The sequence below is a fragment of the Paenibacillus xylanivorans genome (assembly GCF_001280595.1).
Lineage (GTDB): Bacteria > Bacillota > Bacilli > Paenibacillales > Paenibacillaceae > Paenibacillus > Paenibacillus xylanivorans.
Genome location: NZ_LITU01000029.1, coordinates 138,061 through 159,694, shown reverse-complemented (window position 1 = coordinate 159,694; position 21,634 = coordinate 138,061). Strand labels below are relative to the sequence as shown.

The 21,634-nt window shown below is 45.5% G+C and carries 18 protein-coding genes; 6 read left to right on the top strand and 12 right to left on the bottom strand.

The features are described 5' to 3' along the window. Positions 1-67: 67 nt before the first annotated feature. The 11 genes from AMS66_RS03420 to AMS66_RS03370 all read right to left on the bottom strand — a co-directional run bounded on the left by AMS66_RS03420 (position 68) and on the right by AMS66_RS03370 (position 13,558). Entirely contained in the window at positions 68-1,306 is a 1,239-nt protein-coding gene (locus tag AMS66_RS03420) for a multidrug effflux MFS transporter (protein WP_082350549.1), read from the bottom strand. A gap of 419 nt (positions 1,307-1,725) precedes the next feature. Beyond that, the gene (locus AMS66_RS03415) at positions 1,726-2,157 is read right to left on the bottom strand and encodes a universal stress protein (RefSeq protein ID WP_053779447.1); all 432 of its coding nucleotides are present in this window, start codon (positions 2,155-2,157) and stop codon (positions 1,726-1,728) included. A 2-nt stretch (positions 2,158-2,159) separates the two neighbouring features. Then, a complete protein-coding gene (locus tag AMS66_RS03410) occupies positions 2,160-3,395 on the bottom strand; it encodes a CynX/NimT family MFS transporter (protein WP_053779446.1) in 1,236 nt (411 codons plus the stop codon). Between the two features lie 185 nt (positions 3,396-3,580). Further along, entirely contained in the window at positions 3,581-4,147 is a 567-nt protein-coding gene (locus AMS66_RS03405; RefSeq protein ID WP_053779445.1) for a helix-turn-helix domain-containing protein, read from the bottom strand. Positions 4,148-4,334: 187 nt separating this feature from the next. Further along, positions 4,335-6,593 (bottom strand): FAD-dependent oxidoreductase, encoded by a 2,259-nt coding sequence (locus tag AMS66_RS03400; RefSeq protein ID WP_053779444.1) that lies wholly within the window; start codon positions 6,591-6,593, stop codon positions 4,335-4,337. Between the two features lie 19 nt (positions 6,594-6,612). Then, positions 6,613-7,440, bottom strand: a complete 828-nt coding sequence (locus AMS66_RS03395; protein ID WP_053779443.1) for a carbohydrate ABC transporter permease — start codon at positions 7,438-7,440, stop codon at positions 6,613-6,615. Positions 7,441-7,455: 15 nt separating this feature from the next. Further along, entirely contained in the window at positions 7,456-8,340 is an 885-nt protein-coding gene (locus AMS66_RS03390) for a carbohydrate ABC transporter permease (protein WP_082350548.1), read from the bottom strand. A 106-nt stretch (positions 8,341-8,446) separates the two neighbouring features. After that, entirely contained in the window at positions 8,447-9,757 is a 1,311-nt protein-coding gene (locus AMS66_RS03385; protein WP_053779442.1) for an ABC transporter substrate-binding protein, read from the bottom strand. Positions 9,758-9,851: 94 nt separating this feature from the next. Then, the gene (locus tag AMS66_RS03380) at positions 9,852-10,619 is read right to left on the bottom strand and encodes a response regulator transcription factor (protein WP_053779441.1); all 768 of its coding nucleotides are present in this window, start codon (positions 10,617-10,619) and stop codon (positions 9,852-9,854) included. After that, a complete protein-coding gene (locus tag AMS66_RS03375) occupies positions 10,597-12,426 on the bottom strand; it encodes a cache domain-containing sensor histidine kinase (protein ID WP_053779440.1) in 1,830 nt (609 codons plus the stop codon). The genes AMS66_RS03380 and AMS66_RS03375 overlap by 23 nt, the downstream gene beginning before the upstream one ends. A 172-nt stretch (positions 12,427-12,598) precedes the next feature. Further along, complete coding sequence (locus AMS66_RS03370) at positions 12,599-13,558, bottom strand: sugar-binding transcriptional regulator (RefSeq protein ID WP_053779439.1); 960 nt, start codon at positions 13,556-13,558, stop codon at positions 12,599-12,601. A 215-nt stretch (positions 13,559-13,773) separates the two neighbouring features. On the opposite strand from AMS66_RS03370, the gene AMS66_RS03365 reads away from it, so the two are divergent. The 6 genes from AMS66_RS03365 (at position 13,774) to AMS66_RS03340 (ending at position 20,102) form a co-directional block, all read left to right on the top strand. Continuing rightward, positions 13,774-14,508 (top strand): MBL fold metallo-hydrolase, encoded by a 735-nt coding sequence (locus tag AMS66_RS03365; RefSeq protein ID WP_053779438.1) that lies wholly within the window; start codon positions 13,774-13,776, stop codon positions 14,506-14,508. Positions 14,509-14,532: 24 nt separating this feature from the next. After that, on the top strand, positions 14,533-15,390 hold the full coding sequence (locus AMS66_RS03360) for a Cof-type HAD-IIB family hydrolase (protein ID WP_053779437.1): 858 nt from the start codon (positions 14,533-14,535) through the stop codon (positions 15,388-15,390). 114 nt (positions 15,391-15,504) lie between these two features. Continuing rightward, entirely contained in the window at positions 15,505-16,500 is a 996-nt protein-coding gene (locus tag AMS66_RS03355; protein ID WP_053779457.1) for an ABC transporter substrate-binding protein, read from the top strand. Positions 16,501-16,517: 17 nt separating this feature from the next. Further along, on the top strand, positions 16,518-18,272 hold the full coding sequence (locus tag AMS66_RS03350; protein WP_053779436.1) for an ABC transporter permease: 1,755 nt from the start codon (positions 16,518-16,520) through the stop codon (positions 18,270-18,272). Continuing rightward, the gene (locus AMS66_RS03345) at positions 18,269-19,318 is read left to right on the top strand and encodes an ABC transporter ATP-binding protein (RefSeq protein WP_053779435.1); all 1,050 of its coding nucleotides are present in this window, start codon (positions 18,269-18,271) and stop codon (positions 19,316-19,318) included. Before AMS66_RS03350 ends, AMS66_RS03345 begins: the two co-directional genes overlap by 4 nt. 7 nt (positions 19,319-19,325) lie before the next feature. After that, positions 19,326-20,102, top strand: coding sequence for a Cof-type HAD-IIB family hydrolase (locus AMS66_RS03340; RefSeq protein ID WP_053779456.1), 777 nt, complete (start codon positions 19,326-19,328; stop codon positions 20,100-20,102). A 133-nt stretch (positions 20,103-20,235) separates the two neighbouring features. Here AMS66_RS03340 and AMS66_RS03335 read toward each other — a convergent pair whose 3' ends face one another. Next, positions 20,236-21,585 carry a glycoside hydrolase gene (locus AMS66_RS03335; RefSeq protein ID WP_053779434.1) on the bottom strand — a complete coding sequence of 450 codons (1,350 nt, stop codon included), beginning with the start codon at positions 21,583-21,585 and terminating at the stop codon, positions 20,236-20,238. Positions 21,586-21,634: the final 49 nt, after the last annotated feature.

Sequence of the window (21,634 nt, the reverse complement as noted above, 5' to 3'; positions counted from 1 at the left end):
AATGTCCTTCACAAAGGGTACACTTTAAAGTTCAACGGTTTTAAATTCAACTAGGATCAACATATTCTCAATTAAAATCAGGATCAGACTGAGTATGTTGAGGCGTGTGATGCGAGATTTTTTTAACTAATAGGAAGTACGTGAGAATCGCAACGAGACTTGTCATTAATAAAGTGAGTCCTAACGGGACCGCAGTGTCTTCTCCTGCAATACCTACCAGAGGAGCCACCAATGCACCTAGAAGAAAGGGAACAACTCCGAGCAGTGCTGCTGCACTTCCGGCCATCTTGGCTTGGCTCTCCATGGCAAGTGGGAATGCCGCAGTAGACGTAATGCCTATGGAACAAACAAAGAAGAATAATGGTATGACCAAAGCGAAAAGCGGGCCATGAACTATAGTTACCACCAAAGCAGCAACGCTTGCGGCTAAAGCAAGCCACAGTCCAGATAATAGTAATGTCTGCTCAGGTATACGTTGTGCCAACCGACCTACGATTTGTGAACCGATGATCAAGCTGATCCCGTTCGAAGCAAACAATATAGCAAATACAGTAGGTGTGACACCATAAATATTTTGATAAATAAATGGTGTTCCTGCTACATATGCAAAGACCCCAGCCGTCATGATTCCCTGTGCCAGCATGTAGCCAACAAACTTGCGGTCACGTAGAAGCGTTTTGTAATTCCCCAACTGTTGTTTGAAGTCGGGCGCCATACGTCGTTCAGGCGGGTTTGACTCCTTTAAACTCCATTTTGTCATTATCAATAAGAAAATCCCCAAAAAAGCGAGTGAGATAAACACACCAACCCATGTTGTGAATGAAAGAATGCCACTTCCAGCGATCGGTGCTGCCAAAGGCCCCAAATTCCCTACAAGCAAAAGCAAAGAGAAAAATTTAGTGAGTTCATGTCCGCTGTAAAGGTCTCTAGCTATTGCACGAGAAATGACAATGCCTGCTGAAGCCGCAAATCCTTGAGTGAAACGAAACAAAATCAATAGTCCAATATTAGGAGCAAAAGCGCACGCCAAGGAACAAATAATATAGGCTGCCATCGAGATTAACAACGGTTTACGTCTACCGTGAGCATCACTCAAAGGGCCCATAACGAGTTGTCCCAAACCTAGTCCTAATAAACAAGCAGTAAGACTAAACTGAACAAGTGAGGCGTTAGTATTGAAATTCTTTGCAATCTCAGGAAAAGCCGGTAAATACATATCAATCGTAAATGGACCTAATGTTGAAAATAAACCCAGCAATAATGCCAGGCCAAATACGTTCCAATTATTGCTCTTGCTCTTCATCATTGTTGATTAAATCTCCAATTCATTACATCATTTAGTTTTTTTAAATCGTCATTACAATGCATTTTGCATTACCTATCCCCTGTTCACACCCCCATCAGTTTAAAGACAAAAAATTAAAATGAGTTTGATCTATCTACGTTTTTCATAGAATTCGTTTGATCCTAACAAATTGTAACTGCCCTACTCCAGAAAAGCCACTTATTTTTTCTTTCATATTCGGAGTATAGGACATAGAGTTAACTGTAAGTCAAATTATATATTTTAAAAAAGGGCTTTGGACTTAACCCTGTATTCACAATAATAAAACCCCCTACTAGAGCAAATTATAGTTTTGCGCTAGTAGGAGGTTTTAGACTATTGATGCAACTCATGTTCTGCATTAGTATATCAATGCATCATCCTTGCAGTTTCTGTAGGAGTTAATGCACGATGAGAACTGGACAGTTGGATAGCTGTGAAACTTTGTGGCTGACACTTCCAAGCATCATTTCTTTTATGCCACTTAGCCCCCGGCTTCCAATTATAATAAGTTGCTGCTCAGTATCCCTTGCATATTTTAATATTTCGTGTGCAGGATCTCCCTTAAGATGAACTGTTTCCGAGTTAATCCCCGCAGATTTTAATTTGGATTTGGCTTGTTGCAACTGTTCCAGACTCGCTTTCTTCATTTCGTTCAATATTTCTTCCAAGAAATTCTCTGGTATATAGATCATGCCATTTGATACATATTCCTGGCTAACATTAACCAAGGTAACTTGAGTTTGTTTGTCTCGGGCTATTTCAACGGTTGCATCGAGAAGTTTGTTCGTTATTTCAGCTTTATCAATTGCTACAATGATTTTGTCAAACATATTCATCGTCCTTTCCGTGGCAGCTCGTAACTATTTCCGCTACCAACAAAGCGGTTTCTCGCTGCTCCTATTCCTGCTAACAAGAGTAGGACCGAAGCGCCAAGCAGAATGAAAAGTGGCATTTCCCAACTATTTGTCGCATCATGCAGATACCCTATAAGAGCAGGCCCAATTGCGGCAAGAAGATATCCGATCGATTGAGCCATGCCAGATAATTCCGCTGCTTGATGCGCATTTTCAGTACGTAACCCGAAAAACATCATCGACAAACTAAAGGCGAAGCCTCCACCAATTCCCAGTATTATGATCCACAACAATATAATATTGGGGCTTCCGTAAAGAAGTCCGAGCGTTCCCGTCAAAAGCAAAATGGTTGTGATGACTACTAATAAACGTTGGTTAGACATGCGCCCAGCAATAACAGGAACAATGAAGGTAAATGGCAGCAGTGCTAACTGCATTATCGAGAGGTACCAACCTGATTGGGTTGAGTCAATTCCTTGCTGCTTTAAAATTTCAGGCAACCATGCGATCAACACATAGAAAACCAGGGACTGTATACCCATAAACAAGGTGACTTGCCAGGCAAGAGGAGACCGCCAAACATTCACATCGTTGCTGGCCATCTGTTGACTCGTCGTGGCTGTTTGCTTCGTTTGATTTCTTAATTGGGGTAACCAGCAGAGAATCGATACAAAACTTAGAATCCCCCATATTCCCAATGCTCCCTGCCATTTTAGACCTGCGTTCACGGCTAGCGGTACACTGATTCCTGATGCGATGGCTCCACATAAACTCATTGAAACGGAGTAAAGACCTGTCATAGAGCCAATCTTATTTGGGAAATCCCTTTTGATTATACTTGGCAATAATACATTACATACGGCAATTGCAAATCCAAGAATTGCTGTTCCTATATACAGATTAACTGCTCCAGATAAAGAACGTATTACAATACCAATAGTCAGAAAGATTAGAGCAATCAAAATGATGCGTTCAACCCCGTACTTTCGGCCTAATTTTGGTACTAGAGGCGATAATAAAGCAAAGGCAAGCAAGGGTACCGTCGTTATTAAGCCTGCTAATGTATTTGAGATATGAACGTCATCCCTTATGAGACTCACTAAAGGACCGACTGAAGTTAAGGGAGTACGTAAATTAGCTGCAATAACAATAATGCCGAGAATGATAAACCCTATAGAGGCTGGTACGGCTTTTTTATTTTGCTTGTTCGGCATTCTTCAATGCTCCTTCCTGAAAGATGATGCAATAATGTCCGCGCGGACAACAAAAGTATATTACAGTATATTATTTATTACAATAAGTATTTTATAATATAATAAAATCATTTAAAAACAAAAATACAACTCTAAATTCCGGTGATGGAATTCGGAGTTGTATTCATAAGTGATTTTTGCGACTTTTAGAAACCATACTTCAAGGATATATGCAGCACGGTTTCACTATTCGTATGATTGGTATAAGAGTGAGGATAATCAGCACGAAAACTGATCGTATCATATTGATTCAATGTGTGAATCTCTCCATTAACTTGAATTTCAATGGATCCCGTCATTACGGTCGCAATTTCAGTTGTATTCACATGATGTCCTTCAGGGTGGTAGGAGCTATTGGGCTGTAAGTAAGCTCGACACATTTCAATATCGCTGCTTGCGTTTTTAAAGACTGGTTCAATAACCCAATTTTTTTGTTCATTAGAAAAACGCAGTCCTTCACCTGCTCGATACAAACTAACAGGGTCTTCTGATTTGAACAAAGCCAAGAGCGGTAAAGATATGCCTTTTGATATTTTCCATATAATCGCCAAAGTTGGATTTGTCTCGCCACGTTCGATATTTCCCAAAGTAAGTTTGCTTACGCCTGTCAATTCCGCTAAGTCGTCTAAGCTCATGTTGTTTTCTTTTCTGTACCTTTTCAAGGCAGCGCCAATTTGTAATACAAATTGTTTTGATTCGTCGACTTCATCCATTTAATATTCACCTCAACAAAAAAGCAGTTATAGCTAGTATATCGTTTATCTAGATTCTTTTCCATACGATTAGAATTTAGGAGAATGGACAGGGTATTCTCACAAGCCCAGTACGAATTCACCATCTTTTCCTTTGACAAAGTTTTAGAATAAGGACGGAAGTAGCACCTGTGGAAAACGTGGACCGTCATCTATGAGAATCATATAGTCGAATTTCAATCACTTCTGCCCGATCGCCGCCGTGCGTTTCCTTGATGACGACTCTGATCCGTTTTGATTGTATCGGATTCTCAAGTCGATGGATCTTTTTGCGTGCACGGTTATGGCTATCACCAACAAGCCTTACCCACTCCCCATTTATATATGCCTGCACCTCATAGGTCTTAACCAACTCCGGAATGATCAGAAACGGTGTCTCGTGATGATGCAAATTAATCAAATCTTCATTAACATCGTCATTAAAGGTAAGGTGGATTTCCCGAATATCCACTGGTTCTGGAAGCTTGACTTCAATCCATTCTTCACGGCCATTAGCGATGGGTTCCGATACCCACAGCTGTGGACCGCCAAACGGACGGACGTAGCCGTTGATGACTTTATCAGGTGAATAAGCCCCAGTCTCAACTGCAAAACAGAATGGCTTTCGGACAAGACCCTTCATCGACCATTCGATAATGGGCTGATCGGGCTGATGATCCTCCAGATCGGAGCTGACTATTGGTTTGACTCCCCGCTCAAATGCGAGGACACCGCTAACCGGGACAGCTGATGTATAGAGACTGGCTGCTTCATTCGCGCGAACAATGATAAATACATTACAAGGATCGCCTCCAAACATTGCACGATCTGCAGGCACATCCAGCCATTGCTTTTCACCTTCATTGATCTGGATATGCAAAGCTTGCTTGAAGTTTGCCGGTACATAATTCTCAGGACGACCCGTATCCCACAGTTCTATAGTCAGACTCGTCGCCTCACGGGCAGAAACCAACAGAGTTAATCCTTCAAACCGACCTTCGACCGGGAACAGCCATCCAACGTCAGCAACAAGACGATACTCCTCGGAGGGTTCGTTGATCCAAATTTGGGTCATCGTGCTTGAAGCCGTGATGGTTCCCTTTCTCGCAAGGTCAGCAGAATCAACATTGTGCAGACCTATAATCGAGGCGTCGGTCCGCAGCATCGTTTGCTGCAATTCGGTCAAATGCTGCTCACGCAGTTCACGAGGCGTGATGCCCTTGATTACCGACAAAGCAGCGCCTACACCTGCCGCTTCCCCCATTACCGCGCAAGTTGCCATGACGCGGGTTGTTCCGAATGCAACATGCGATGCACTGATATTACGTCCCGCAAACAGCAGATTGCTGACATTTCGGGAGTACAGGCATCCAAACGGAATATGATAAATGCCATCCGCATGCAAATGCTTGGATCCGCTCTCGGTTGCATACATCCCTTGTGGGGGATGCAGGTCTATGGACCAACCGCCAAAGGCGACCCGGTCTTCGAATGGGCGCTGAGAGATGACATCATTTTGCGTCAGGATCGTATCACCAAGGAAGCGGCGGTATTCGCGTTTGCCTGGAATCGAGCCTACCCATTCCAGCGTCATATTCTCGGCTTGAAACTTGCCGGAGTTCTTAATATAATCCCAGATGCCATAAATAACAGACCATAACTCATCTCGGATCTGCTCATTCTCTTGTACCGTATCCAGCTCACCGCCCCACTCAATCCACCAGTAATGACAGCCGGAATCTCCGCTGCGGATCACACGCTTTATCGGAATAGAGGTTGTCGTAATGTCTTTAGCAAACGATGGAGCAACAAATCGTACCGGTTTTCCGGTATCTTTCGTATAGAACAACATTGTACTGCCTAGGGTAATATCATCAGCAACATCCGGTGCCCATTCTTCACCGAACTCATGACGGGCTTCACGACCAATCCGGTATGCTGCTCCAGCGAGAAATCCGATGAGTCCGTCACCTGTACAATCAAGGAACATCTCGCTTTCAAACGTAATCTCACGCTCGGAGCCCATCATCCAGCCCTTCACGCTGCGAATGATCCTTGCATTCTTCTCACCGTCTGCTTCTACTTCTCTAACATCCGTATTCATAAACAGCGTCAGATTAGGCTCGGCTCTTACCGCCTCCAGCAGCGTAACGTCCCACAAATATGGATTTCCTTCCGGATTCCGGTATTGATTCTGAATGAACAATTCACCCATAATACCGGTCTCCCGGGCATAACGGTTCACGCCATGCCCGGTTGCACCGCATACCCATACACGTACCTCGGAGCTGGAATTGCCGCCAAGTACAGGACGATTATGAACGAGCGCTACCTTTTGTCCTAATCTTGCTGCTGCAATAGCAGCACAAATCCCGGAAAGTCCTCCGCCAATGACCGTAACATCGAATGATATGGTTTCACGTTTCATCATATAAGCCTCCTTTGGATTAGCCTTTCACAGCCGAACTGGATACGCCCTGAATGATATATTTCTGACCAAGCAGAAAGATCAAAATCATAGGAATGATTGCTGCCGAAGAAGCTGCCATCATGCCGTTATAGTCTACGTTGTTTTCCAGTACGAAATTTTGTAGACCTAGAGGAATTGTATAAAGCTTTGGACTCTGTAAGAATACCAGAGCATTCTCATAATCATTCCATTGCCAGGAAAAATCGATAATTGCAAACGTTGCAAGCGCGGGTTTGGCTAACGGTAAAACCAGTTTGAAGAAAATTCGAAAATGTCCGGCACCATCGAGAAATGCAGATTCTGTAATCTCCTTCGGAATACTGTGAAAAAATTGGCGGAGCATAAACACGCCAAAGATCGAGAACATGGCAGGCAGTATTAATGCCCAATGCGTGTTATAAATATGAAACCAGTTAAACAGGATAAACTTCGGAACAAAAACGACTTGAGGAGGAATCATCATCATGGATAGATACACCATGAAGAGCGTATTACGTCCTTTAAATTCAGTGCGTGCGAAGCCATAAGCAGCAAAAGCAGACATAAAAACGGCACCTGCTGTACCAATCACGGCAATCTTAAGGGAGTTCAAATAGTAAGGGAGAAAACTGTAGTTTCCCGTCCAAATTCGCTTATGGCTGGTCCAGTCCAGCTTCGAAGGAAGCCATTGGCGAAATACTTCACTTGGGGTCTGAAAGGAAGTACTGAGCATCCATAAAAAAGGGACAATCATAAACAACCCTGCAATCAGCATAAGGATCGTGACGGAAAGCTTAACCGAGCGTGTCTTAGTTGTTCTAAACATAGAGCCAGCCCCTCTCTAGTAATGGACCCAGCGTTTTTGGCCGACCCATTGGACAATGGTAATGACGAGAATAACCGCAAACAGAAACCAGGAAATGGTTGACGCATAACCCATCTCATAATAGCTAAACGCCGTTTTGTAGACGAACAGCGACAGAATCGTGGTACTTCCGCTTGGACCGCCGCCCGTAATCGCCTGGATGAGAGAGAAGGATTTGACTGTCATAATCAGCCCCGTAATCAATAGCATAAATGTCGTTGGACTCACCAGCGGCCATACAATTCTCCATGTAACAGTTGCTTTCCCTGCACCGTCGATACGTGCCGCTTCAAGTTGCTCAGTCGAAACCTCCTGCAGGGCCGCCAAATAGATAATCATGTTGTAGCCTAACATAAACCAGATTTGCACGACGTCGATTGCATACATCGCCGAGCTCGAATCGGCAAACCATCCTGGAGGTGATTCAATGCCGATAAGGCGAAGGGCTTGATTAATCGGCCCCTGGGACGGCTGGAATAGCAGCATCCATACAAAAGCTACGGCAACACCACTTGAGATATATGGCAGGAAGAACATTCCTCTAAGCAATCCCTTCAAATATACGTTCCGGTTAAGCACAAGGGCAACGAGAAACGCAATGGCTAATGAGATCGGGACGGACAACAGGAAAATGATCGTATATTTGATTGAAGCATAGAACTGATCATCACCAAAAAGGCGTTTGATATTATCTAATCCGGTGAACGTCCAATTCGGATTGGCGAATTGATAGTCCGTGAACATCATAAAGAAGGAGTACAAGGCAGGCAGAATAAAAAATGCCAGGATACCGAGCATATTAGGCAAAATAAATGCGTAGCCAACCCAGCCTTGTTTCCGAATCCAGCTGTTCCTTTTCACAGAAAACGCCGCCTTTCTTCTCGTATGGAACTTTTTAAATACAGCAAAGAGAGAAGAAGGAAGCGGAAGATCCTTCTTCTCTCTTAAGGGTATTGTCGATATTCAATTACTTGATATATTCCTGATGGCGTTTGGCCATGTTCTTAAGCGTTGTATCGATATCCTGCTCATTCAGAAAATATTTCTCGTACTCTTCCTTGCGGGCATCGAGCGCTTGCTGTCGTACATTCAGCTGGAACGATGGGAACTCACCGAACACTACGCTATTCATGGACTCTGTATCGTATTTGTCTTCAACACCCTTGAGCAGCAAGTCCATTGCCTGCTTGTTATCAACACTCTTTGAGGATGGAAGGCGTCCCCCGCTCGCCATCGGCAACATTCCGCCGTCGGCATACCACTTTGCGAATTTCCATGCCGCATCCTGATGCTTGGATTTTGCATTAACGGAGAGCATATCACCTAAACCGCTAGCATATTTATAATCCTTTTGATCAGCAGATACTTTCGGAATCGTTGCGAATGCGATTTTGAAGTCATGCGGAAATTCCTTCAGGTTATTGGCATTGCGGAATATAAATTCCCCTGCGGCTAACATAGCTGCTTCACTTTTTAGGAACATTGTATCTACTGGCATCTTGCTTGTTACTTGTTCTCCATATTCCGGTGTCGATTTGTCCACAAACATCATGTCATGCACGATTTGAAGCTGCTTTTGCCAAAGATCATTATTGAAGTTAGATGTTCCTTCCGGCGTGGTTACGCCAAGACCCGCAATGGTACCGTCAATTGCAGCAGTAAAGGCAGCATCATGCTGCATAAGACCGTACACATTCGCTTTTGTTAACGCTTTCGCATATTCTCTCAAGTCGTCCCAGGTCCAATCGACGGGAGGAATCGGAAGCCCTGCTTCATCCAGCATGTTTTTGTTTAGCCAAACGAACAACATATTTTTCTTTGTCGGGATACCGTAATATTTATCCCCAATTTTCCATTGGGCGGCGTCCACCCCCATTTTCTCGTCGATGTTATAATCTGTTCTGCTGCTCAGATCCGAAGCGACTCCTGCATCAACACGTTTCTGTAGACGGTTAATCGTGTAGTTGATGAACAAGTCCGCATCCTGACCCGTCATGAGCGCCGTATCCAGTTTCAAGTTACCGGGGTCATCATTTACATAACGGAAGTACTCGACCTGGATGTCTGGATTTTCTTTATTCCAGCTGTCAATCACTTCTTGAGGTCCAGCCTCGGCAGGAACAGCTCCCCAAAACGTGAGGTTGATGGTCTCACCGGAATTTTCATTTGCCGATCCTGCATTGGCTCCTTCGTTGCTGTTAGCGCTTCCGCACGCGCTGAGCATCGAAGCTGCCAAGGTCGTAATCAATGCTGCTTTTAACCAATTTCTACGTTTCATGTACAGTCCCCCCTTATCGAGTTGATAAGCTGCTTGCTACGTCTTTAACTTTATCACCAGCCTGACATTGGGGGTATGAACGGTGTTTGGATATTCATAGAACGATTTTTTGTTCTTTCCGGTATTCGTTCGGGGTTAATCCGCTCCAACGCTTGAATATTTTAATAAAATAATTGTCGTTCTCGAAGCCTACCAACCTGCCAATTTCACTAACCGTTTTCTCTGTCTCTGTCAGCAGCATTTTCGCTGCCTGAACGCGACGGTTCTGAATAAAATGTGTCATCGTGATACCCATCTTCTTCTTGAATAAGTCACTAACATAACTGGCATCCATGCGAACATATTCAGCCAATCTCTTTAATGTCACTTCCTCAGCGAAATGCTCCTCAATGTAAGTAATCAGTCGGTTTAGCTCCGGATGATCCGTTGGTTCTTGGGCAGTCTTATCCGGGAACCATTTATCTGCCAGGCGAAGTTTATCCATTCTCGTTAGCTCTCCGGCTACTTTGTCCATGGTTTGCTTCAGTTCCTTTAAATCCAGAGAAAGTTTCATCAAATAACCCGAAGCCCCGTATTCCAACGCTTGTCTGGCATACTCGAATTCACTTACTGCCGTTAACATGACGAACCGACATTCGAGGCCTTCCTTTCTCGTTAACTGGAGTAACCGAACGCCATCCATTAGCGGCATGAAAATGTCCGAAATGACAACATCGGGCTGCAGTGCCCGGATTAACTGCAACCCCTCCTCACCGTTTACCGCTTCACCTACAATTTCGAACGGAATATCCGCCTTCGCAAACAACTTGCGCAAGCTTGCTCTCGCATACTGTTCATCTTCAACGATCAATGTGCGCCACAATGGTGCTCCCCTCCTTCAAATATGGTTTGGATAACAATAATGGGAAATGCATTATGACTTGCGTTCCTTCTTCCGTCGACTCCATCCGAAGTCCTGTTGGCTGGTTCTTAAACATAAGCTCCAAGCTCTCTCGAAGGTTTTGTAAACCAATGCTTTTTCGTTTCCGGTAGGACTGATTCGCCTGCGATTTCTTGATCCCCATGCCATTATCAGCAACTTCCAAGATAAGCAGCGAATGGTGGATTGATGCACGAATGTCGATCCGCCCCTCAAGCTGTGTTTGTCCAAACCCGTGAATCAACGAATTTTCTACCAGCGGCTGCAGGCAAAATTTCGGAATCAACGCATACTCGAGATCTCTGGATACTTCATAGCGGAGCTCAATACCATGTCCAAATCGTTTCCGTTGAATGTCCATATAGGATTCAATTAGCACAATCTCCTCCTTCAGAAGAATAAGGTCAACCTCCAAATTCAACGTAGTTTCTAATATTTTCCCTAGCGATACACAAATCTCGTAAATCTCATCTTCGTCCTTATCCAGTGCAATGCTCTTGATTGTATTCAGCGTATTCAGCAAAAAATGAGGATTCATCTGACCAAGCAACACCTGAAATCGGACAAACTGCTTTTGGCGCTCCTCAAGCTTTAACTGTTCCAACAGATTATTGATGTCTGCGATCATGAAATTGAAGCTTCGGGTTAGCGCCAGTAATTCACCTTTGCCCTGTTCCGGCAGCTTTGTCTTCAAATTCAATTTTACTGTGGTCTCCATCTTGCGTTGAAGTTGCTTTATAGGACCGGTTACGGTTGAAGAAATGAGGTAAGTCAACAGCACAAACAGCAGCAGGATGGCCCCATATACGGTATAAAACCTCAGCTTCTGTTTGTTCACTTCTTCAAATAACAAGGAGAGAGGTATCTTTTTCACAAGATAACCGTCAAGCTCTTGGATCTTGCTATAGGTATACAGCATATGATTGTTCACGATGGAATGGGAGGAGGAATCCTGTCCCTGGCCTTGGCTCTCACTCGCTGTGGCTATGGCAGATGACACGGTAGAGGGTACGTTCTCCCCCGAATTTGATTGGAGCATCGTATTTCCATATCCATCCAGCAGAAAATAGGCTCCTTCCCTATCGCTGCCGAATGGATTTTCCTCCGTTTTTTCCTGAAACCATCCTTCATAATCGATACTAAAACGTCCGTAGGCGAATGGTTGTAATCCGTCGTCCCGCAGCACTTCGTAAAGGCTCAGCATCCGACTGCCTTTTCTCTCACGAACGCCGGTCGTCAATTCATTGGATTTCCATACGTACCGCTGTCCCTCAACCCTCTTCAGCTCCTGTACCCAAGGCTCGGAACTAATGTCGGCATAATTCAGAGAATTCTCCGGCGTATACGAAGTGTAAGCGTTTCCTTTTAAATCGATCAATGTGTAGAATACCGTAGCTCCCGTAAGGAAAAAGCTGTTTTCGATACTAGCGAATTTATTTTCCACAATTCGCTTTCGATGGATGGCATCATATAATTCCGGCTTTTGCATCACTTCGCGGAGGACCGAATCCTGATCCAGCAACATCCCAGTCTTCATCACAAGACTCATCAAATCGATAAGATCGGCTTTGATGCCTTCGAGTTGCTTGACGTTACTGTCCGAAGCGTCCCGCTGGAGCATCATTTCCGTTTCTCGGAAGTTGTAGAGGAATAATATGGCTATAGGCGCGAGGAGAAACAACAGAAAGGAAAATAATATTCGGTGTTTAAAGGTGCCAGGGGTTATTCGTTGCAGCCATCTGGTCAGCATGATTATTGCTCAGCCCTCCCGTCGGTGTATACCTCCCAATTTACTGAAGGTTACGCCTGATCGCAATAGTAAATTATAAGCGCTCTATGAGGAGTTGGAGGTGTACTCCTCTTTCCTTTAGGTAAAAAAACGACAGCCAAATAATGGACTGTCGTTAGGTTCTTTCTACACTTCACTTTTTTGCGTTATTTGTAAGCTTAATGATATGACTAGCTGTGGATTCATCCGTAATCAGCATATTGATGTACTCTCCGCGCACGGCTGCCAGGATACAGTCAATTTTGTGAAGACCAAATGCCATACCCACTACTGTTTTTGTCTTCTTTAACTGCTCAAGTCCAAGACCAATCACTTTGTGATTGATGGGATGTTCAGTAACCGTGCCTTCACGGGTGATAAAAACAGAATTAATATCCGCAATCGTATTCAATTCTTCTAACTCAGCTAACACTTGCTCGTTGAGATAACCCGATCGTTCCATTGTCGACATGGAATATGGGTTCCCGATCCCTACCAGTGCGAGATCGATATTCTCTCCCTCTTGAAGAACGGATGAAATATTCGGCATGCCGATAATTTGCTCTCGCAGCTCTTCCGTTTCAACGACTGCAGGAGCATACAATGTATCACAGGTCACGCCCAATTTTTTGGACAACTCATAGGCTATCTGGTTTGAATGCATTTCATTCCGATAGTTCCCTGTTCCGCCAACCAGTGGAATGATTTTAACATTCTCTTTTTTCTCTAGAGGGAATTCCCGAACCATATGATACAGCGTATTACCCCAGGAAACACCTACACGATCTCCATTTTTGATTAATTTCAGGACAAATTGTGCTGCTGCCTTACCCACGGCACTCGATAACAATTCTTTGTTGAGATCCTTGGTTGGAACAACCAACGCCTGCTTTAGTTTGAACAGAGCTTCCAGCTCGTTCTCCAATTTGGAGACTTCATGATCATCATCGTGAATGACAATTTCAATAATACCTTCTTCCCGGGCACGCTGGAGCATCTTGGAAATAACCGGTCTGGATACACCCAACTTCTCGGCAATCTTCTCTTGTGTCCAAGATTCGTAATAATACATTTTACAGACTCTTACCATATTTTTGCGTTCGTCTATGTTCACATACAAGTCCGCCTTTTGATTTTATAGTTCCATCCGTACATATGTCCCACTATAGAATGGCACTCACAGTCGAGTCAAGCAAGGAAGATATGCCCAATGGCATTTTACACAAGATTGACATTCGTTTGACACGTAAGTAATAAAGCCTCCTTACAATTGTAACTGTACAGAACATTTGTAAACGATGCAGAACAAGACAGACTGAGGTGCAAAAGATGAATGTGAAAATTTTAGGTTACTGGGGGGGATATCCCGCTGCAGGTGGAGCCACTGCGGGTTACCTTGTAACCACAGATGAAGGACAAATTTTGCTGGACTGTGGCAGTGGCGTCATGAGCAAGCTTCCCTCCGAGACAGGTGTAGAAGCACTATCTGGTGTTATTCTGTCTCACCTACACCATGATCATATCGCAGATCTTGGTGTGCTCCAATATGCTGTTGCCGGCGCTATTCGCAATGGACGCATGTCGCATAAACTGAAACTGTATGCTCCAGATAATCCAGTCGAGCTCCTGAGTGGTCTGCGTGGTGAACATACTGAGGTCATCACCATTGATCCTTCAACCACAATTCGGCTAGCAGGTGCAGAAGTTGAATTTGTACATGTGCAGCATACCATTACGTGTTATGCCGTCAAGATCACATATAAAGGCAAGGTGCTGGTGTATTCCGGCGATACCTCCTACTGTGATTCTCTTATCGAACTTGCACGGGATGCTGACATTTTTTTATGCGAGGCTACCATCTGTGAAGGCAGTGTGCATACCACCGGCCAGGGACATATGGATGCACTTCAGGCAGGCATGATTGCTGGCCAAGCCAATGTGAAGCAGCTCGTCCTTGTTCATCTTCCCGGGGATGGCAATCTCGAGTTGATGCGCCATGAAGCAAGTCGTTCCTATGGGGGGCTTGTGGATATACCCGAACCACTGCGAATGTATACCGTGTAAGCTATTGAATCGGGGGATCTTCTCATGTACAAATTGTTGGCCCTTGATCTGGACGGCACGATGCTGAATCCGGACAAAGTAATAACCCCCATGACACGAAGCTCCATCAAGCAACTCATGTCAGGGAATGTGAATGTCACCATTGCATCCGGACGATTTCCCGCTTCCGTATGGCTTCATGCACGGGAAGTCTCTATGACTTTCCCACTGGTTGCACTTAACGGTGCGGTGACCGTAGATGCAGTGACAGGTGAAATGCTTGAAGGTGTTCCACTGAAAACGGAAGATATCCTGCTTATGTTGGATGTCATCCAGCAAGAAGGAGCCTACATTCATTTCTATGGATACAATGTGCTCTATGTTCAGGAAATCAATGAGATCAACAGGAATTGGGCCTTGAACAATGTCGTCATCCGACCGGAATTAGAATGTTCGGAAGAACGGTACAAGGATCAAGCTGATCTTATTCAATTGGTCGAGGTCGGACAGGATTTCAGAGCCTTTGTACGCAACATGCCGAACATGCTCTACAAAGCAGCTGTCATCTGTAAGGACCATGCCTCACGCGAGAAACTGTTTCATATCCTTGGCGGGTTAGGATTATTTGAATGCACGCGAACTGGAAGTTTGCGATTCGATGTCAACTCCGCTGGAATTAGTAAACGTGAAGCCCTGGAGAGATTGTGCCGCGCACACGATATCAAACCTCAGCAGGTTGCGGCTGCCGGGGATTATGATAATGATCTGGAGATGTTGCAATGGGCTGGAATCGGTATAGCCATGGGCAATGCCGAGCCTCATGTGAAGGAAATAGCGGATATAATTACTGGCAGCAACATGGAAGACGGTGTGGCGCAGGCCATCCACAATTACTTGCTCTAAACCATTCTCATTTCTGAAAGAGTATGACTTACTGACCGATAAGATAGACACTCAAAGGAGAGATTATCTGTGATTCCATTTAAAAAGACGTTACTACTGCCTCTGCTGGCAGGCATGATTGTGTTCAGCGGTTGTTCCGCTCAGGGACAAGCCAATCCAGATCAAGGCAATTCAGGTGCAGCTTCAAATTCGGTATCAGGCAAGCTATCCTTCTATACTTCCCAGCCTGAAGAGGATGCAGGCAAACTGGTGAATGCTTTTAACCAAAAATATCCCGATGTTCAGGTCAGCATCTTCCGTTCTGGAACGGAGGAAGTCACGGCCAAAATTCAGGCGGAGCGCCAGGCAGGTAAAACTCAGGCGGATGTACTCCTGCTGGCGGATGCAGTTACCTTTGAAAATCTGAAAAAAGATGATCTTCTGCTCTCATACAAGTCGCCAGAATTAAGTAAGATTCCAACAGATCTTGTTGATCCGGATGGCATGTACGCCGGTACGAAGGTGATGGCAACGGTACTGGCTACCAATACCCAAAAAGTCACAGCCCAACCAACTTCCTGGCAAGTGCTGACCATGCCCGAGAGCAAAAATGCAAGTATCATGCCGAGTCCCCTTTACTCTGGTGCGGCAGCTTACAACATTGGTGTCTTTAGCCGTACAGATGGATTCGGATGGGATTTTCTGCAGGAGTCCAAGATGAATGGTATGTCCGTCATTAAAGGTAACGGTGCCGTAATAAAAGCTGTAGCCAGTGGTGAAAAATCGTATGGGGTCGTTGTTGATTACCTCGTGGCTCGAGAAAAAGCGAAAGGTTCTCCGGTTGAACTGATCTATCCGGAAGAAGGTGTTCCGATCATCACTGAACCGATTGGGATCATGAAAGAAGCTGCCAATGTTCCTGCTGCCCAGGCTTTTGTGGATTTCGTTCTCTCTGAAGATGGCCAGAAGCTGTCAGCCGAGATCGGATACTCTCCGATTCGTGAAGGCGTTGCTCCACCTGAAGGACTTAAAGGTGTATCGGAAATGAAGATTTTGCCTGGCGATGCGGCCAAACTTGCAGCTGATCGCGAAACAGACAAACAGCAATTCATTAATGTGTTTGGCGAGTAAGGATTGGAGCTGTTCTTATGGAGAAAGTGAAAACAAATAGAATGGTTCTGCGGGGACAACAAAAAGGGCGCAAGCCCTTTTCCTCCCTCTCCGGCCTGCTACGTTGGAATCGACTGGCAGCCCTGTTGGGTGCAGCAGCCGTACTGATATTTTTTGTATACCCCATTCTGAAGCTAGTTCTTCTCAGTTTTCAGGGCGAGCAAGGTTTAACGCTGTCTCACTATAGCGATTTGTTGCAACAGGACCGTTTTGGGTCCACATTGCGTAATACCGTATTTATCGTCATCGGTTCTACAGTGCTCTCTCTGGTGCTCGGAACTGCACTGGCCTGGATCGTTGCCTACACGGATATCCGGAATAAGTCCGCCCTGCATATGGGGATTTTGCTTTGTTTTATTCTACCCTCCTATGTTCTCACGTTGTCCTGGTCTTCTTTTACCGGATCACAGGGATGGCTTGCGGGTGTACTGCAATGGATTCATCCCGAACTCGCCCCATGGAGTATGTACAGTTTAGGTGGAATTGTATTTGTTATGGGTATTCATCATTTTCCGCTGGTGTACATGTTCACACTGGATGTACTGCGCAAAATCCCGCGTGATCTGGAATGGGCGGCAAGAGCTGGAGGTGCCGGAAGGATGGAAGTTTTCCGTCGTATTACATTGCCACTTGCCCTCCCGGGCCTGACGGCTGGAGGATTGCTTGTATTTCTGGCTTCGCTGGACAATTTCGGCATACCGGCCTTTCTCGGCACACCTGTAAACATTTCAGTTCTCAGTACGCTTATATATGAAGAGATTATCGGGTTTGGACCTTCGGCATTCGCCCGTGGTGCATCCTTATCTGTGCTGCTCGGTGTAACTACAGTAGTCGGAAGTCTGTTGCAATGGATGCTTTTGCGCAAAAATCATGCCTCCGATACGATGCAACCCGATCTGGCCCCCAGATATGCTTTGGGTCGCATGCGGAAGCCATTAACGTTGGCTATATGGTCGGGTCTCTTGCTGATTACTATTGTTCCGTTGTCTTCGATGTTCTCGATGTCTTTAAAAAGAGCCTATGGTCTCGGTCTTACACGTGCCAATATGACATTAGACAATTATAGATATATTCTCTTTGAGAATGAGCGTGTATGGCAGGCGATCCAGAACAGTCTTGTCCTCGCCCTCGTCACGATGCTCGCTTGTCTGATTATAGGCTCAGGATTTGCGTATATACGGGTACGTAAGCCTAATCAATTCAATAAAATGGCCGAGCTGGCCACTGCCGTACCCTACACCTTACCTGGTATAGTGTTCGCCCTATCCATGATTCTGGTATGGATGGAGCTGATCCCTGGCTGGAATCCTGGCATCTATGGAACGATGACCATTTTGTTTATCGCATATATCTGTCGATTTCTTATTCTTCAGATTCGTTCAAGTGTCACTTCATTCATGCAGCTGGATTCATCGATGGAGGAGGCTGCACGGATCTCCGGAGCCGGTTTCTGGCGCAAGTGGACGGCGGTTTTGCTGCCATTATTGCTGCCGGGTATTCTGACAGGAGGCATGTTGGTCTTCCTGACAGCCCTGACCGAGCTTACCGTATCGGCACTGTTATATTCTTCGGGTTCACAGACTATTGGTGTCACCATATTTAGTTTTGAGCAGGCAGGGGATACCCTCTATTCAACCGCATTGTCCAGTCTGATTGTCGCACTCATTGCGGCAGGAGGAGTGATTTTGCTCATCGCTCAGCGATGGGCCGCACGTAAGGGAGTGAAGTCATGAGTATCCAGATCAAACAGGTTAGCAAGTCCTTCGGCAGTTTCCAGGCGCTTCATTCCATTGACTTAACGATTAAGGATGGAGAATTCGTAGCAATCCTTGGACCGTCAGGTTGTGGGAAAACAACGTTGCTGCGCATTCTTGCCGGATTCGAGCAGCCGAGCAGCGGCGAGGTTCTCATGGATGACCTGGTAGTTGCAGGCTCAGGGACATTGCTTCCCCCGGAAAAACGAAGAATCGGCATGGTATTCCAGTCCTTTGCGCTTTGGCCGCATATGAATGTGTCTGAGCACATCCGTTTCCCCATACGGACGCATAAATCAACACCTTCTCATATTAAAAATAACGAAAAGAACCGCATCCAGGAAGTCCTGAATATGTCGGGACTTTCACATCTGGCAGACCGCATGCCGCATGAGCTGTCCGGGGGACAAAAACAACGCGTGGCTATCGCGCGGGCCATTGCACCCCAGCCGTCACTGTTGCTGATGGATGAACCTCTCAGCAGTCTGGATGCCATGCTTCGCATGGATATGCGACGTGAGATTCAACAGGTACACCGGAATACCGGATCGGCCGTAGTCTATGTTACGCATGATCAAGGCGAAGCCCTTGCCATGGCTGACCGGATCATCGTTATGAAGGATGGACGGATTGAGCAGGCTGGAACGCCGCAGGAGATTTATTTGCGGCCGGAGACCGAATTCGTAGCGAGGTTCGTATCGAAATCCAATTTGGTCACGGGTCACTGGGATGACGATGTCTTCATGCCTAAGGACGGCAACAATATTTCTTGGCCTGGCAAGCAGGTTGGGAAATATTTTAAATCGCACGGATTATATCCCGTGAGGCCGGATCAGTTCCAGCTGCAGCCTTCAGGCAAAGCCGGAATATTGGGTGAGATTGTCAATGTTCAGTTTCAAGGGAAAGAATTTCACTATGACATCCGCAGCGATGCCACACGTTGGGAAGTCATCTCTCCCCTTCCGTTCTCCCTGAATGACCAAGTGAGTCTGAGTCTTTCTTCCGTCAGCGGCGAAGGAGTGTGACGTTTTGATTCAAACCAAGAAGCTGATTTTCTTTGACATCGATGGTACTCTTCTGGATCGTCACAATCGGATTCCCGCTTCCGCGAAGCAAGCCGTTCAGGCGTTAAAAGAAGCTGGTCATACAGTAGCTTTGGCCTCAGGACGATCTCCGTTCATGTTGGAACAGATTCGCCTTGAACTTGGACTGGCGTCTTATGTTAGCTTCAATGGACAATATGTGATTCATCAAGGGGAACTCATTCACAGCAATCCCATCCGTTCGGAGGCTTTGAATCAACTGTCTGCATTCGCTGGATTATCCGGACATCCACTCGTCTATCTTGATCATTCGCAAATGAGCTGCAGTCAGGATTATCACCCGCATGTAGATCTTTGTCTAACCTCGCTTGGTGTGACCCATCCTGGGGTTAAAAAGCAATTCTGCAAAAACAGACTTATCTATCAAACAATGCTGTTCTGTTCACCAGAAGAGGAAACGACTTATCGCGAAAGGTTTCGAGATCTCAACTTTGTCCGCTGGCATCCGTTGTCCATGGACGTTCTGCCTGCGGGAGGCTCCAAAGCGGAAGGTGTTTCCAAACTCGCAGCCCGAACGGGGTTTTCCCCTGAAGATGTGTATGCCTTCGGCGACAACTTCAATGATATGGAGATGTTTCGTTATGCAGGCTGTAGCATTGCAATGGGCAATGCCCCGTATCCTCTACAACAATTGGCGTCCCATGTTACGACCCATGCAGAGCAAGATGGGATTTGGCATGGTCTGCATTGGGCAGGATTATTATAGAAGGAACAGACACATCCCCGTTATAAGTTACACCAGTCGTACGAAAAGGCGCTCCTGATAATCCAGGAACGCCTTTTTTCTTGAATGGATTGCCTTAAATGCAAACTGCTGTTACTTTTTCGGTTGAATTATTTCAATTGCCTGCTATCTGGTTAGTAACCGTCTCGACCTCATAGGTACTATCCGTGTTGGAACCACTGGAAACACCTGTAAGACTGGCAACGAAGGTTGTAACACTCTGTGGTGGCAGCGTGGCTGTAAAAGTACCACTGGATGCACTAATTGGCGTTCCTGCCTGCAGGTTTCTGCTGACGTCCGTGACCCAAGAGGAAACTGTAGAAGCATTGCCGTTTTGCAAAACAAACCTTTGACTTGCTGCCGAGGTACCTCTGTTGATCGCAACGATAACGACCTTGTTATCTCCTTTGTAAGCTGAGGTATACGTGTTCGTATCAGGATTTTTGGTTGCGTCAACCCTGACATAACCTGGACGAATGAATTTGGAGAAATGAGCCATATTGTAACCACGCTTGCTAATCGTGCCGTCCTCTTTCATGGGACCGTACTGCCTGCGGATATACCACCAGACATAAGCCTGAAAATCTGCTTCTACCATAGCATGGTGCATATGATAGGAGACGTCGAGCGCTTCTGGCCAGAGGTCAGCCGAATTATTGTTGCTGTTTGGATAATAAACTTCAGTCATCCAAAGTTCTTTCCCTGTGCCTTTCTGTTTGAACAACGGATAAGGGAAGTCGCTGAACTGTGTTCCATAAGTATGCGCACCGAGAATATCCATATTGGCAAGAGCCTGTGGGTCATTCAATATGGGATCAGACATGTTTTTCAAATATTGGAACGACTCTGGTGCCATCACCTTGGTGTTGTTGATTGATCCGGCATTTTCTTTCATAAACCGGAGCATCTCCTGAGGCGTCCACCAGGTCCAATCATGTGCATAATCCGGCTCGTTTTGCACGGAAACCGCATACAAATTCACACCATTATTTTTCATATAGGTTACAAAATCATTCAGGTGTTGCGCATATGCGACATATTTATCGTATTTGAGTCGTTTGGCATTTGTATCCCCGTTGCGATTAAAGGTTTCAATCATGTCACTGGGCGGATTCCATGGTGAAGCAAATACGAGAGCTCCCTGTTCAATCGCACGTTTGGCTGTGGGGACTTCACGATACCAGTTATTCCGATCAGGGTCGACATAAATTCTCAGTATAGAGAAGCCAAGTTGATTCTGACCGTTACCGAAAGCGGTTTCCCGTTGCGCCGCTGTAAGATCTCCGATCCAGGCAGGATGATTGATCCCTCCAAATCCCCGTATAATCTGTTTTTCTGCCGACAGGTTAATCGTTACATCATTCGCTGCGGACACCTTCACTGGAGTTTGTGCCGTGATCATAACTGGCAGCGCAGTCAAGCAGGCAAGTATTACACTAATCGTTTTTTTGAAACGTACACTCATTAACCTCATCCTCCTCTTCAAATAAAGAATCCTGTAAAATGTACTAACC

Coding starts and splice junctions, on each gene's coding strand:
- AMS66_RS03365 (WP_053779438.1), top strand. CDS start 13,774: ATGAATGTGAAAATTTTAGGTTACTGGGGGGGATATCCCGCTGCAGGT.
- AMS66_RS03385 (WP_053779442.1), bottom strand. CDS start 9,757: ATGAAACGTAGAAATTGGTTAAAAGCAGCATTGATTACGACCTTGGCA.
- AMS66_RS03335 (WP_053779434.1), bottom strand. CDS start 21,585: ATGAGTGTACGTTTCAAAAAAACGATTAGTGTAATACTTGCCTGCTTG.
- AMS66_RS03350 (WP_053779436.1), top strand. CDS start 16,518: ATGGAGAAAGTGAAAACAAATAGAATGGTTCTGCGGGGACAACAAAAA.
- AMS66_RS03345 (WP_053779435.1), top strand. CDS start 18,269: ATGAGTATCCAGATCAAACAGGTTAGCAAGTCCTTCGGCAGTTTCCAG.
- AMS66_RS03405 (WP_053779445.1), bottom strand. CDS start 4,147: ATGGATGAAGTCGACGAATCAAAACAATTTGTATTACAAATTGGCGCT.
- AMS66_RS03415 (WP_053779447.1), bottom strand. CDS start 2,157: ATGTTTGACAAAATCATTGTAGCAATTGATAAAGCTGAAATAACGAAC.
- AMS66_RS03375 (WP_053779440.1), bottom strand. CDS start 12,426: ATGCTGACCAGATGGCTGCAACGAATAACCCCTGGCACCTTTAAACAC.
- AMS66_RS03395 (WP_053779443.1), bottom strand. CDS start 7,440: ATGTTTAGAACAACTAAGACACGCTCGGTTAAGCTTTCCGTCACGATC.
- AMS66_RS03355 (WP_053779457.1), top strand. CDS start 15,505: ATGATTGTGTTCAGCGGTTGTTCCGCTCAGGGACAAGCCAATCCAGAT.
- AMS66_RS03410 (WP_053779446.1), bottom strand. CDS start 3,395: ATGCCGAACAAGCAAAATAAAAAAGCCGTACCAGCCTCTATAGGGTTT.
- AMS66_RS03360 (WP_053779437.1), top strand. CDS start 14,533: ATGTACAAATTGTTGGCCCTTGATCTGGACGGCACGATGCTGAATCCG.
- AMS66_RS03420 (WP_082350549.1), bottom strand. CDS start 1,306: ATGATGAAGAGCAAGAGCAATAATTGGAACGTATTTGGCCTGGCATTA.
- AMS66_RS03400 (WP_053779444.1), bottom strand. CDS start 6,593: ATGAAACGTGAAACCATATCATTCGATGTTACGGTCATTGGCGGAGGA.